General features: G+C 34.6%; 14 protein-coding genes. 11 read left to right on the top strand and 3 right to left on the bottom strand.

All coding sequences use genetic code 11. The features are described 5' to 3' along the window. Nucleotides 1-19 precede the first annotated feature (19 nt). Nucleotides 20-205, top strand: coding sequence for a helix-turn-helix domain-containing protein (locus tag J7E44_RS17640; protein WP_214831738.1), 186 nt, complete (start codon nucleotides 20-22; stop codon nucleotides 203-205). A 156-nt stretch (nucleotides 206-361) separates the two neighbouring features. Here the strand turns inward: J7E44_RS17640 and J7E44_RS17635 are convergent, their stop codons facing one another. Further along, nucleotides 362-748 carry a winged helix-turn-helix transcriptional regulator gene (locus J7E44_RS17635; protein WP_214831737.1) on the bottom strand — a complete coding sequence of 129 codons (387 nt, stop codon included), beginning with the start codon at nucleotides 746-748 and terminating at the stop codon, nucleotides 362-364. 178 nt (nucleotides 749-926) lie between these two features. Here J7E44_RS17635 and J7E44_RS17630 point away from each other — a divergent pair, with 178 nt between their 5' ends. The 6 genes from J7E44_RS17630 to J7E44_RS17605 all read left to right on the top strand — a co-directional run bounded on the left by J7E44_RS17630 (nucleotide 927) and on the right by J7E44_RS17605 (nucleotide 6,819). Beyond that, a complete protein-coding gene (locus J7E44_RS17630) occupies nucleotides 927-1,559 on the top strand; it encodes an NAD(P)H-dependent oxidoreductase (RefSeq protein ID WP_214831736.1) in 633 nt (210 codons plus the stop codon). Nucleotides 1,560-1,735: 176 nt separating this feature from the next. Beyond that, complete coding sequence (locus tag J7E44_RS17625; protein WP_214831735.1) at nucleotides 1,736-2,290, top strand: hypothetical protein; 555 nt, start codon at nucleotides 1,736-1,738, stop codon at nucleotides 2,288-2,290. Nucleotides 2,291-2,431: 141 nt separating this feature from the next. Continuing rightward, nucleotides 2,432-2,692 (top strand): hypothetical protein, encoded by a 261-nt coding sequence (locus tag J7E44_RS17620; RefSeq protein WP_214831734.1) that lies wholly within the window; start codon nucleotides 2,432-2,434, stop codon nucleotides 2,690-2,692. 64 nt (nucleotides 2,693-2,756) lie between these two features. Further along, a complete protein-coding gene (locus J7E44_RS17615) occupies nucleotides 2,757-3,497 on the top strand; it encodes a LytTR family DNA-binding domain-containing protein (RefSeq protein ID WP_214831733.1) in 741 nt (246 codons plus the stop codon). Nucleotides 3,498-3,599: 102 nt separating this feature from the next. Beyond that, nucleotides 3,600-5,117, top strand: coding sequence for an amidohydrolase family protein (locus tag J7E44_RS17610; protein ID WP_214831732.1), 1,518 nt, complete (start codon nucleotides 3,600-3,602; stop codon nucleotides 5,115-5,117). A gap of 187 nt (nucleotides 5,118-5,304) precedes the next feature. Further along, nucleotides 5,305-6,819, top strand: a complete 1,515-nt coding sequence (locus J7E44_RS17605) for a hypothetical protein (protein ID WP_214831731.1) — start codon at nucleotides 5,305-5,307, stop codon at nucleotides 6,817-6,819. Nucleotides 6,820-6,863: 44 nt separating this feature from the next. Here the strand turns inward: J7E44_RS17605 and J7E44_RS17600 are convergent, their stop codons facing one another. Continuing rightward, complete coding sequence (locus tag J7E44_RS17600) at nucleotides 6,864-7,808, bottom strand: alpha/beta fold hydrolase (protein WP_214831730.1); 945 nt, start codon at nucleotides 7,806-7,808, stop codon at nucleotides 6,864-6,866. 289 nt (nucleotides 7,809-8,097) lie between these two features. Between J7E44_RS17600 and J7E44_RS17595 the strand changes: the two genes are divergently transcribed. The 4 genes from J7E44_RS17595 to J7E44_RS17580 all read left to right on the top strand — a co-directional run bounded on the left by J7E44_RS17595 (nucleotide 8,098) and on the right by J7E44_RS17580 (nucleotide 12,716). Further along, a complete protein-coding gene (locus tag J7E44_RS17595; RefSeq protein ID WP_214831729.1) occupies nucleotides 8,098-9,081 on the top strand; it encodes an aldo/keto reductase in 984 nt (327 codons plus the stop codon). Between the two features lie 96 nt (nucleotides 9,082-9,177). Further along, complete coding sequence (locus tag J7E44_RS17590; protein WP_214831728.1) at nucleotides 9,178-10,086, top strand: helix-turn-helix domain-containing protein; 909 nt, start codon at nucleotides 9,178-9,180, stop codon at nucleotides 10,084-10,086. A 1,187-nt stretch (nucleotides 10,087-11,273) separates the two neighbouring features. After that, nucleotides 11,274-11,855, top strand: coding sequence for a TetR/AcrR family transcriptional regulator (locus J7E44_RS17585; RefSeq protein ID WP_214831727.1), 582 nt, complete (start codon nucleotides 11,274-11,276; stop codon nucleotides 11,853-11,855). Nucleotides 11,856-11,906: 51 nt separating this feature from the next. Next, nucleotides 11,907-12,716 carry an SDR family NAD(P)-dependent oxidoreductase gene (locus J7E44_RS17580; protein WP_214831726.1) on the top strand — a complete coding sequence of 270 codons (810 nt, stop codon included), beginning with the start codon at nucleotides 11,907-11,909 and terminating at the stop codon, nucleotides 12,714-12,716. Between the two features lie 44 nt (nucleotides 12,717-12,760). On the opposite strand, the gene J7E44_RS17575 is transcribed toward J7E44_RS17580, so the two are convergent. Next, on the bottom strand, nucleotides 12,761-13,366 hold the full coding sequence (locus J7E44_RS17575) for a hypothetical protein (RefSeq protein ID WP_214831725.1): 606 nt from the start codon (nucleotides 13,364-13,366) through the stop codon (nucleotides 12,761-12,763).

Below are 13,366 nucleotides of genomic sequence, written 5' to 3'. Positions count from 1 at the left end.
TTTTTGCTGACGATTTACAATGGGAATTTACGATTACTATCAGCACTTACGCATGAAAGAGGCTGCCCGGCTTTTGCGGGATGAAAAACTGTCCGTATCAGAAGCAGGCTATCAAATGGGTTTTGAAAACCTAAGTCATTTCTCAAGGGTATTTGAAAAACATATAGGTCAAAAGCCGAAAAAATACAGTAATAACCTGAAATAAAGGAAGGTAAAATAGCTCAACTATAGTGAAATTTGATCATATACCAGATAGGTTATGCCTATGTTGCTTTCGTGAATGTCGGATTCGTTATGCATTCTTTAATTACAAATTTAAACGAAAACATAATGATAGATCCGAGAAAATAAACCTTACGAATTAATTTACAACTTCAGCAACCACTTTAGTCTCTTTTCCTAACAAATCTTTCCTGTACTTGATCCCCCACTCACCCATCGTATCAATAATCGTATGCAGGCTTTCTCCAAAACAGGTCAGTTCATAATCCACAGAAACGGGCATGGTATTATTCTGCGTTCTTTTGATAAGATTATTCATTTCCAGATCCTTCAATTCCTTTGAAAGGGTTTTTGAGGCGATACCTTCTACCTGCCTTTTTAAATCCATAAAACGCAATTTCCCAATGTAGTATAATTGGCTTATAATAAGGGTTTTCCATTTTCCGTCCAGTAGATCCATGGTATCCTTTACCCCACGGATATGGCTTTTGCATTTTTCACCGATCTCAATTTTATCTTTTTTCATACCCTGAAATTATTACTCAAAATTACAGAATTCTTTTTACAAAAAGTCACCTGGTTACTTTTTAGTAACTGGTTACCAACGGGTAACAGGTGTATTATGGAAACCAAAACACCCTAACTTTGTACCCATAAATGAGATTAAAACCTCAACAGATTTTTAATAAAAAACACGCAACATTATGTCATTACAAGAAACATTACAATGGAGATTTGCCACAAAAAGTTTTAATGGGAAAACAATAGAAAATGAAAAGATCGACCAGATCCTGGAAGCGATCCGTTTGTCGCCTTCGAGTTCAGGCTTACAGCCTTTTAAAGTTTTTGTGATCACCAATCAGGAATTAAAGGAAAAGTTATATCCCGTATCATGGGAACAGAAGCAGATTCTTCAGGCTTCTCACCTGCTGGTTTTTGCCGCGTGGGATGAGTACACCCCGGAAAGAGTGAATACATTTTTTGAATTCAGCAATAAGGAACGTAGCCTGCCTTCCAGTGCTACTGATGACTACCGTTTAAAACTTCTTGGTATCCTGGATCAAAGAAGTAAGGACCAGCATTTTGTAGGTGCCGCCCATCAGGCTTACCTCGCATTGGGATTTGGTCTTCTTGCTGCTGCCCATCTGAAAGTAGATGCCACTCCTCTGGAAGGATTTGACAGTGAAGCTTATGATGAGATCCTTCATCTTCGTGAGCAGGGATTAAAGAGTACAGTTCTTATGGCTTTAGGATACCGAGATGAAGAGAATGACTGGCTGGTGAATCTTAAAAAAGTAAGGCGGTCTAACGAGGAGCTGTTTATTGAACTCAATTAGAATTCAAAACCTTAAGATTTGAAACCCTATTAAATTGACATTAATGGGGTTTTTATTATTTTCATAAGATGGGTTTATTTCTAATATCCTAAAAATTATTTTTAGACACTGTGGATTTCCGTATCAGATAAAAGAATTAAACAACCAAATTTGTCTCACATTAAAAAATAGATAAAATGGTAAAAAAAATACTCTCCATTAGTGCAATCATTTTTATTTCAATAACATCCTATGGACAAGATGTGAAAAAGGAATCAGAACCTGTAAAAACTAAAATGGATGTTTTTGCATCAAAAACAGGAAGCATTACAAAATTTGTAGATACTAAACTCCCTAAATTAAAGGCTACTTATGAGTCCTCTGAAACAAGAGTCAGAAAGATCTCAAATGGTTCGTCAAATGCTTATTTCTATCAAATTGAAAAAACAGGTAAATACAATAATACAACTGCATCTATTGAATATAGTGACTTGATCGAAGTTTTAAAAGCCATAGCCATATTAAAAGCAGAAGTTAATAGTGATATTATCTCCAATCCAGATTATATGGAAAATAAATTTGTAACTGTAGATGGTTTTCAGGTTGGATATTATGTAAGTCAGGGGAAGGCTAAATGGTATATTAAATTAGAAAAGTATGGTTCAGACAACACCTTATTTATCGATAATGGAGATACAATAGAAGCTGCTTTTGTAGAAGCAAAAAATAAGATTGATGATCTTAAAAAATAAGATACTGATTCATTAATCCAAAAAAAGTTCACTGATTATCGGTGAACTTTTTTATTTACTTAAAATAATAACTATTCACTCAAACGTAGATGTACATTAACCAAAATTATTTTATTTTAGCCCTTAGTAAAAACTAAATCCATGAAACCTGAAAACCTCGCAGAATTAAGTAATGAAGAGCTTTTAAAGAAACTAAAAAACTTAAAGACCGATAAATTAATTAATGCTACCATTATTGGAGTTACTATCGGAATTGTAGTGTATAGTGCCGTAAAAAATGGGTTTGGATTTTTCACTTTCTTTACATTGGTAGCAGCAGTTCTGATCGCCAGGAGTTTTGCAAGCAATACAATCTCAGAAAAGGAAGTAAAGCAAGAAATAGCATCCCGAAACCTGCAATAATATCCCTCAACCAAAGACTTCCAGAAACAAATATTTCAAGATACGGCAGACCTCTTTTTACTCAATGAAAAAATTAAACCCTTCGATTAAGCATCATTTACTGATAGGAATTTTCATCAGTACCTGGCTCTTTGTCTTCGCTTTTTTTATAAGGCCATTTGACGATGGGACGGTAAGTTTTAAAGTATGGGTAATTATCAGTATTGGATTTAGCGTGATTGCATTTTTCTGTTATGCATTGCTTTCAGTCATTCAAAAAAGTATTTATCAGAAACTCTCAAAATGGAATATTGGATTTGAAATAGCCAGTCTCTTTTTTTTCCAGCTCCTTTTTTGGGTAAGCACATACTGCTTTTATAAAAGTCCTGTTTTACATGGTGGATATGATTTTTTTAAATTTTTTAAAATGATCATTCTTAAATCAGCCCTGATTTCCACTCCCATAATAATTTTAGCAAGAATTTATGTGGTCTCCTTAATTCCTGCTGAAGACGATATCATCATTATCCGGGGAGAAAATAAACTGGATATTTTAAAAATAAAAAAAGGAGATTTGATCTGTGTTTCAAATTCACAAAATTATGTCGAGATCTTCTTTACCGATGGAAGTCAAATGAAAAAGAAATTAATTCGGAGTACATTAAAAAAAGTCCAGAATGATTTTGATTTTTTAATTCAGGTCCATCGGTCACATTTGATAAATCCATCTCATTTTAAGGCATGGAAAAATCAGGATACTATTTCTCTTACTCAAATTGAATTGCCTGTTTCTAAAAATTACAGGAAAGATCTATTGGCCTTATAATTCTCGTCCCTAAAACGGCTTATTTCGTACCTAATTCCCCTATTCATAACCTCTAAGGATCAATTTCCATTTACTTTTGTCGCAGATAAAAATAAATAATTTATGAAACTTTGGTTAAGAAGAGTTCTGTATTCGGTCATTATATTGTCCGGTATTCTTATGGTCGTTTTTATATGGGCAGATCATGAATTAAATAAGGTTTTGGGTAAGTCTACTGAGGTCATCAATATATCTTCGATCGTTAAACCAGCCAAAATAATTCAGATAAAAAACGTCAGTATTCTTTCAGAAGATTGTACCCATTTTATTAAAAACCAGGATGTACTCATTCAAGATGGTATCATCATTCGTTTAGGCAAAAATCAACCACTAAATAATACCGCTACAATCATTGATGGCACTAACAAATACCTGATTCCAGGTCTTGTAGACAGTCATGTTCATCTAAAAGAAAGTAAGAATGATCTATTTTTGTATTTAGTAAATGGTGTTACCTATGTTAGAGAGATGGCCGGACAGCCTGTCAATTTAGAATGGAGAAAATCAATACAGAAAAATAACATGGGTCCGGGAATGTTTATTGCCTCTCCCCCAATATTTAGTGAGCGCGGATTGGCAGGTTATTATTACAGCTGGACCAGACATTCTATTAATTACGCCAATAAAAAGGATGCTCAAAAAGCAATAAAAAAAATCAAGGAACAAGGCTATGATGCTATTAAAATGTATGGTTTTGTAAATCCAGAAATGTTTAAAACAACCATAGAGATTGCCAAAGAAAATAACATTCCTGTTATTGGTCATATCCCATTAGTGGATTTAGAAACTCTTTATCAGTCAGGTCAAAATGAAGTTGCTCACATTGAAGAATTAACCGTTAAAACGATTGATGATTTTGGAAAATCAATTTCTAAAAACCCTGAAGAATACCTCAATTTTCTAAAAGCACGTGCCCCCGAAATTGCAAAAAAGTTAAAAAAGAATAACATTAGTGTTACCTCAACGGTTTGGTTATGTGAAGGTTTTCTGAGTCAAAAATTTGACTTACGCTCCAAACTTAAAACAATAGAATTAAAATATGTAAATCCTAAAATTATCGAAGGAACACCACTTTACAAATTAGGTTGGTTACCTGGTAAAAATGGATATGAATATTCTGGAAAAGATGAACCAGATGCAAAAGAGGCCTCTAAGGTTTTTTGGAATACCTATACAAAAGCAATTCACATCATGACCAAAGCATTGGTCGATCAAAAAGTAAACATTATGGCTGGTACAGATGCCAATGTAGCAACTGTTGTTCCCGGTTTTTCCCTTCATAATGAACTGGAATCTTTATCTAAATCCGGAATGACCAATTCACAGGCAATCTATTCCGCAACCGTCGCTCCAGGTAATTGGATGAAAAGCAATACGGGAAAAATAAAAAAAGGATATCAGTCTGATTTGGTACTTCTTACAAAAGATCCTTTAGAAAATATTAAAAACACAAAAACGATTGAAGCCGTGTTTTTTGATCAATACATGATCGATAAAATTCAAATCAAAACGATCTTAAAGGCTATAGAAGAGGCCAATAATAAAAACAGGGATATAAGCATTAATGAATATTTACATTGAAAAAGAGATTAGAGATTATAAAAAAGGCTAACCTATTACTGAGTTTCATTTAGTTAATCGCAAAGGCGCAAGGGAATTTCGAATATTATGCTGTTTTTAAGGCGTAAGAAAATCTAAGATTTTCAGCAAGTAGAATATAAATTAATCTCAGAATTAATCGTAAGTTAGCATCATTACAGTTAGCTCCATGAAAAACATTATCCTCATTTTTATCGTAATATTTTCTATACAATCTTGTCATTCACAAGAATTAAAAGTTGACTATAAAACCATAGAAATTAATATTCCCGGAAGTCCTGGACCCTGGTTAAAATATAATTCCAAATATTATTGTTATTTTCAGACTGATAATGATAAATTCAGCTCTGGTTCTAATCACAACTTTTACATTTTAGATGAGGAAGGAAAAGTTAATTCTAAAATAAGTGTTCCTGAAAAGCTCCAAACCTATTACTACGATTTATATATAAAAAATGATTCCATCTTTACCACAGAGTATTATAATCATCATACTTTTTATCTTGATGAAAAAAATAAAGAATGGATTGAAACTAAAAAAGGAATTGATCTTGTATATCAAGATAAAAAATACACCATATATGCTCGCGACTTCGGGGAATGGGGCGGGGTAACTTGGTTCAAAGATAATTTAACTCATAAACAATATGAAATAGCCGCAACAGATCCAATGATCAATAAATTTGATAATGCCTATTATTTAACGACAAGTAAATACATCCTTAGAGTATCAGATCCTAGAAAATTAGCAATAAGTAAAAAAACTTACGATTATAAAAAAGCAGTATTAGCAGAACGTTATTTCAGAGAAGGGAGCGTCTCAATGAAAGGAGGTGAAGTTATATATATTGATACAACTGATGATAAATCTAAACGTTCGATAGCAACCTCTTTTGTAGCGAACAATAAATTTTATCATTTATTTAACGATGGTATTTCAACAAAAATAGGAAGACTCGAGAATAAAAAGTTAATACCAATTTTTGATTTTAAATATGATCTCCGCCCTTTCAAATGGTATTATGATACAAGAAACCCAATACAGAACAATCTATATCAAACTATTCAGTTTGCTACTAACGATAAAAATACTTTTGGGATCATTGAAATTAAAAAAGATCAAATCAATGTGACTTCATTTAAAAATTCTTACAAGGAACCTATTATGGATGAAGACTGGGCAAGGAGCTGGGTTGAAAAAAATTTCGATTACTTCTATTCTAACTTAGATACCTTGTCTTTAGATAAAATTGATGATATTGAGCAAAAGGAAAATGCAAGGGACTTAACCCAGAGTCACAAAATCTCTCACTACCTACTTGACGGAAAAGATATAGAAACTCCTAGAATTTATCGAAAAAAGGAAAGTCCTTCTATTCATCTGATAACAATGTATTATTATACAGCAAAGGAAAAATCAATTGAATTGATAGAATTTGAATGGGGTATTAAATCACATTTTGATAGTGTAGAAGAAGATCGAACTACCTCTAATATCGATACACAAAAGTTATATAAATCAAAATTTGACTGGCTCTTTTCTTTTCTAACGCGAAAACTAGGAAGTCCTATTTTAAATAATCGGGATAAAGAAAATTCAACTGTGAAATGGAAGAATGGCAATAAATCAGTTGAATTATCACTCAGCAAATACATTTTTGAATTAAGGTTATATAAAAATTAAAAGCCTACCGATAAACGGTAAGCTCTTAACCACAAAAACAAAAACTACTCACCTAAAAACGCAACAGCTTTCGCTACAAACGCGTCATGATTCTGGAAGAAAGACGCATGACCTGAATCCGGAAAAACCAGAAGTTCGCCATGTTCTAAATTTTGCTTCATATTTTGTGCATTCTGAACCGATACGGGAAGATCATTTTCTCCATGAACGATAAGCACCGGATTTTTAATCATTTTTATATCTTCAAGTGAATTGGCATCAGGCTGTGCCCAACTTAAAACCGCAGTAAACTGTGAATTGGAAGTGGCATCACTTAATGGAAGATCTCTGTCGGTGGTACGAAGCTGGATTCTGGCATACGACGCTTTTCCGGCTGCAATACTCGCTGCTGATTGAGTAAAACCGAATTTCAGGAAAGATTCTTCAGCACTTAATCCCGCTGTTCCGGCAATGATATTGGGTAAATTGGATAATCCTATTGCTCCTTTTGGTCCCGTACCTGTTAGGATCACTTTGTTGATCAGTGTGGGTTGGGTTAAAACCACTCTTTGCGCTACAAATCCACCCATAGAGAATCCCATGATATTGACTTTAGTAAGGTTTAAAGCTTTGATAAAATCGATGGCATCATCTGCCATAGCCTGTACGGTGTTTGGGGTAGTTCCCTGGGAAGCTGCGACTCCTTGGTTATCGAAGATGATGATCTTATACTTCTGTGCCAGTCCGTCCGTTACTGCAGGATCCCAATCGTCCATAGAACCTCCTAATCCCGGTAACAATACCAAAGGAATTCCGTCTTCTTTTCCCCAGGTACGGTAGGCAAAATCATTACCTTTGACTTTTACAAATTTAGTTTTAGCGTTACGGTGATTTAATACCTGTACTTCCTGGGTGATCACCTCACTCTCCTCTGTGCACGATACGGTAACTACAGTAAAAAGAGTTACACATAAAATACTTGCTGCTGAAATTGTTCTGAATGCTTTCATTATCGTTTATTTTTGTATGATTATGATGCAAACTTAAAAAGTACAGGCAAGCGGATCACGTACAAAGTACTTTAAACAGACATTTTCAGGGGTTAATCAGACATTTCGGAATCTCAAAAATTACGGAGATATTCTTTGGTATTCGCTTTGGTATTTTAGAATGCTCAAAACTTTAATTTTATTTAATTCAACTTACTTTCCGCAATCAGGCTACGTGATCCCTCAATCAGGCTACGTGCAAGTCTTGCGATAAGATGACCTTTGCTTAGTAAACTTTAAATAAGAAAAAATGAAATCAAGAAAATTAAGAGACTTGGAAGTATCGGCAATCGGCTATGGAAGTATGGGACTAAGTCAGGGGTATGGATCAGTACCGGATCGAAAGGAATCTATTGAATTAATTCGAAACACTTATGATCTTGGCTGTACCTTTTTTGATACTGCTGAAGCCTACGCAATGGGAGCCAATGAAGAATTACTTGGTGAAGCCTTAGCAGGTTTTCGAAATAAAGTCAGCATTGCCACTAAGTTCTGGATTCAGGAAAGTATCGAAGATTATTCCACAGAAAAATTAATGAGTATCATTAAAAACAAACTAGAAAACTCATTAAAAAGACTGAAAAAAGACCATATCGAATTGTATTATCAGCATCGGGTCAACAAGGATATTCCCGTTGAAGACATTGCTTATTGCATGGGTGAACTGATCAAAGAAGGAAAAATATTGGGTTGGGGTCAATCACAGTCAACGGAAGAGGAAATCAGAAGGGCTCATGCGGTGACTCCAATCACTGCCATTCAGAGTGAATATTCCATCATGGCGCGACAGTTTGAAAAGGATGTCATTCCAACCTGTGGGGAACTTGGAATTGGTTTTGTTGCCTTTTCACCCCTTGCTAATGGTTTCCTATCTGGCCAGGTGAATGCGGAAACACAGTTTAAGGGAATTGATGCCAGAAGGGTTATTACCCGTTTTGAGAAGGACAATATCATTGCCAACCAGCCTTTGTTAGAAGTATTGCATCAGTTTGCCACCATAAAAGAAGCGACTCCTGCACAGGTTTCCCTGGCGTGGATGCTTCATAAAAATGATTTTATCGTGCCTATTCCTGGTTCAAGAAATATGAAAAGGATTGAGGAGAATATGGGTTCAGCTGAAATTGTACTGAGTGAGGATGAATTTAACCAAATAGAAACTGCATTATCGACCATTCAGATTCACGGTAACCGAAGAGATGAAGATCTTATCAAATTGCGAACATTAAAAGATTAATTTTACAACACAGGAATGGACTGGTAAAAGAGATTTATTCCTAAATTGTCATTAAATTCCCTGAATAAGAAAACAACGTTAATACATTCATTTGAAATGGATAAAAATATTCCACAAAAATTTGAATCTTTATCTGAATTACATAAGGTGTTTGGGCTGAAAAAGCCCTTACATCCTTTGGTGAGTTTTATCAATATCAAAGACATTAAAATTAATCCGGATGAGCTGTCTCCAACCATGATGCTGAATTTTTATAAAGTTGCTTATAAAACAGATCTGTGCAGTCAGGCAAGATATGGACAGAATTATTATGATTTCGGAGAAGGTGGATTGGTGTTCACTGCTCCCAATCAGGTCTTTGAAAGTCCTAATAATAAAGCCAATTCCGGCTATCTCCTGTTTTTCCATCCCGATCTTCTTCTGTCCTATCCTTTGGCTAAAAAAATCAAGGAATATGGGTTCTTTTCTTATACCACCAATGAAGCTTTACACCTTTCTGAAAAAGAAAAGGAAACCATCTTATCAGTTTTTACCATTATTGAGGAAGAATTAAATAACAGAATAGACGATTTTAGTCAGGATGTAATGATCGCACAAATAGAACTTCTGTTAAGTTATAGCAACCGTTTTTATAAACGACAGTTTATTACCCGAAAAGCTGTCAATCACAGTTTACTGGAAAAATTTGAAGAGACTCTGAACGATTACTTCAACAACTCCGCTTTACTGGAACAAGGAATTCCTACCGTGAATTTCCTTGCCGAAAAGTTAAATATTTCGCCCAGCTATCTGAGTGATTTGCTTCGGTCACTAACTGGCCATGGAACCCAACAACATATTCATCAGAAACTAAATACCCTAGCCAAAGAAAAATTGTCAACCACTCAATTATCTATAAGTGAAATTGCTTATGAACTGGGATTTGAACATCCGCAATCTTTTAGTAAATTTTTTAAGAAAATGACGAAGAAGACTCCCCTTGAGTTCAGGGAGTCGTTTAATTAAGTTTTTTAATCAATCTTATCTTCCCAGGTAATTGCTATATCGTCATTGTGAGGTACGAAGCAATCTTAATAAATATTTTTTTATTTTTTATGTCCTTTTGCCTTGAAGCAAAGTGGACCTAAAGTTCAAGACTGGAAGCTTTCGCTAAAAATAAGTTCTCTTCACTAAAAATTCTAAACTTGCGCGGATTTAATGTGAATTTATTATTGAATTTGAGGTCCGCGCTTCGGACAGTAGAATTTTTTTTACGTTCACAGAACTTATTTTCTTAACGCTGCAGCTTCCTAGGTCGTTTAGTGGTGGTGGTTTATGTTTTAAATATTTGTCGTTTTAATCTGCTTGATCTGCATAATCTGCGAGTGATAAACCCCACCGTCATTGCGAGGCACGAAGCAATCTCAATAAACACTATTCTTTTTTATTCTTATCTGTCCTTTTGCCTTGAAGCAAAATGGACCAAAAGTTCAAAACTGGAAGCTTTCGCTAAAAATAAGGTCTGTTCACTAAAAATTCTAAACTTGCGCGGATTCGATCTTGAGTTTTTCGATTCAATGTTTTTGTCGCGCTTCGGACAGTAGAATTTTTTTGACGTTCACAGAACTTATTTTTTTAACGCTGCAGCTTCCTAGGTCGTTTTGTGGTGGTGGTTTATGTTTTAAATATTTGTCGTTTTAATCTGCGTAATCTGCATAATCTGCGAGAGATAAACATTCCGTCATTGCGAGGCACGAAGCAATCTCAATAAACACTATTCTTTTTTATTTTTATCTGTCCTTTTGCCTTGAAGCAAAATGGACCAAAAGTTCAAGACTGGAAGCTTTCGCTAAAAATAAGTTCTGTTCACTAAAAATTCTAAAACTTGCGCGGATTTAATGTGAATTTATTATTGAATTTGAGGTCCCGCGCTTCGGACAGTAGATTTTTTTTTACGTTCACAGAACTTATTTTTTTAACGCTGCAGCTTCCTAGGTCGTTTAGTGGTGGTGGTTTATGTTTTAAATATTTTTCGTTTTAATCTGCGTAATCTGCGTAATCTGCGAGTGATAAACATTCCGTCCTTGCGAGGAACGAAGCAATTTCAATAAATCGTATTATTGAACTAAACCTTAGATAACTAATTTTTTTTCTAAAATTATCATCAATATAAAACATTTTCCTATTTTTGTATCGATCATTACAAAAATAAAATGAGAGGAAGACCTAATATTCACGCGAGCTTAGAATTGATAGAAAAAGCCCAGGACATATTCTGGAAAAAGGGCTATACTGCTACTTCTTTAAGTGACTTATTAACCATCACAGGAACAGGAAGCGGAAGTTTTTACAATACTTTTAAAGGAGGGAAAAAACAGGTTTTTCAGGAAGCCATCCAACAAAGAAGGGAGGCTTTCGCTGAATTTAAAACCAAACTGGAAAAAAGTGATTCTCCCATCGAACTGATCAAAGACTTTTTCAGAAGTATCGCCTACGAAGGCAAGATCTCTCACCTAAAAGGCTGTATCATCGCCAATACGGTTGTGGAAATGACCTACATCGATGAAGAGCTGGAAAACGACTCGATACAGATCCTTAAAGAAGTTGAAGAAATGTACACGGAAAACATTCGTAAAGCACAGGAAAAAGGAGAAATTAAAAATCAGACCGATGCTTCGATATTAGGAAAATACCTCATCACCTTCTGGTGCGGTCTGAATACGCTGAGAAGAATGTACCCTGACAAAAAAATACTGTCTCAACAAATAGAAATGCAATTAGCTGTGCTCAGCTAATTTTTTTATCTATTTATGGATCGATCATTACAAAAATAAACAAGAAACAAAATGAATTTAGAATTGACATCAAAAAGAGCGTTTATCAGTGGTTCAACACAGGGAATCGGTTTTGCAATCGCTCAGCAATTATTGGAAGAAGGAGCTGAAGTGATTATCAATGGTAGACAAAAAGAGAAAACTGAGAATGCAGTTTCCCAACTCAAACAACAATTTCCCAATGCAAAGGTATCAAGCCTTGTCGCTGATTTTTCAAACAAAGAAGAAGTGAATTTTTTGCTCCAGGAATTAAATGACATCGATATTCTAATCAATAACGTAGGTGTATTTGAATTGAAAGATTTTGAAGCAATCTCCGATGAAGACTGGTACACTATTTTTGAAATCAATGTCATGAGTTCAGTCAGGTTATCGCGCCACCTCTTCTCCACGATGTTAGAGAAAAAATGGGGCAGAATTATTTTCATCAGCAGTGAATCGGGAGTCAATATTCCGGGCAATATGATCCACTATGGAATGACGAAAGCTTCAATGCTGGCCATTAGCAACGGTTTATCAAAACTCACCAAAGGAACTGAGGTAACAGTCAATACTATTCTTGGTGGCCCTACGTATTCAGAAGGTGTGGCTACCAATATTGAACACATTGCAGCCCATCAAAACATCAGCGTTGAGCAGATGAAAACAGCGATCATTCAGCAAACCAATCCTGATTCTTTATTGCAAAGATTTATTAAGCCTAAGGAAATTGCCAGTCTCGCTACCTATCTTTCAAGTCCGTTGTCTGGTGCTACGAATGGAGCTAGTTTAAGGGCAGATGGTGGCGTTTTAAAACAGTGTAAATTATTAATTAAAGCCTAAAAAATATAGAAAAATACTCCGAAAATAAATTCCGGAGTATTTTTTTACTGCATGTCTGATAATATACTTCTCAATTGTTTTAAGTACTTTCCAAAATACAGGTTAAATGTATATTTACTTATTAAATAATGCATTCCTAATATTCCCACATACATACACAATCTCAAGAGAAAACTAACTTTTGAAAGTAAGGCAAGCTCAGGAACTAAATCAAATCTGTTATACCTCAATAATACCTCAGAAAAAATAATCAAAATCAGAAAGAGCAGTCTGGTAATGTTAAGATATATAACATTGCTCTTTATCAGTTTCCTGATCTTAATTTCGATATCATTTTTTACTGAGCCATTAAACATTTCCAGTTGTCCTATTAACCTTAAATTGAAATAATAATATATCATTAGTAAGGGTAGAATAATTAAGGCCATATAGATCAAAAAGTTATTATTATCCTTGGCTACAGTAATTGCCATTACAACTAAAAAGATAAAAAGAAGCGGTAAAATTATTATTTGCTTTTTCGATCTTTTCTTAAGCTCCTCTAAAGGAGATTTCATTTGTTTTCTCGTTGCAGAAATGATGTCGAATTCATTGCTGTCTACATCCACGGAAATTTTTTTCCAGCTATTTTTTAATAGGTCCAGTTCCAT

The organism is Chryseobacterium sp. ISL-6, assembly GCF_018613715.1.
GTDB lineage: Bacteria > Bacteroidota > Bacteroidia > Flavobacteriales > Weeksellaceae > Chryseobacterium > Chryseobacterium paludis.
The sequence above is the reverse complement of the archived record's forward strand: the minus strand, read 5'-3'. Positions and strand labels throughout refer to the sequence as shown.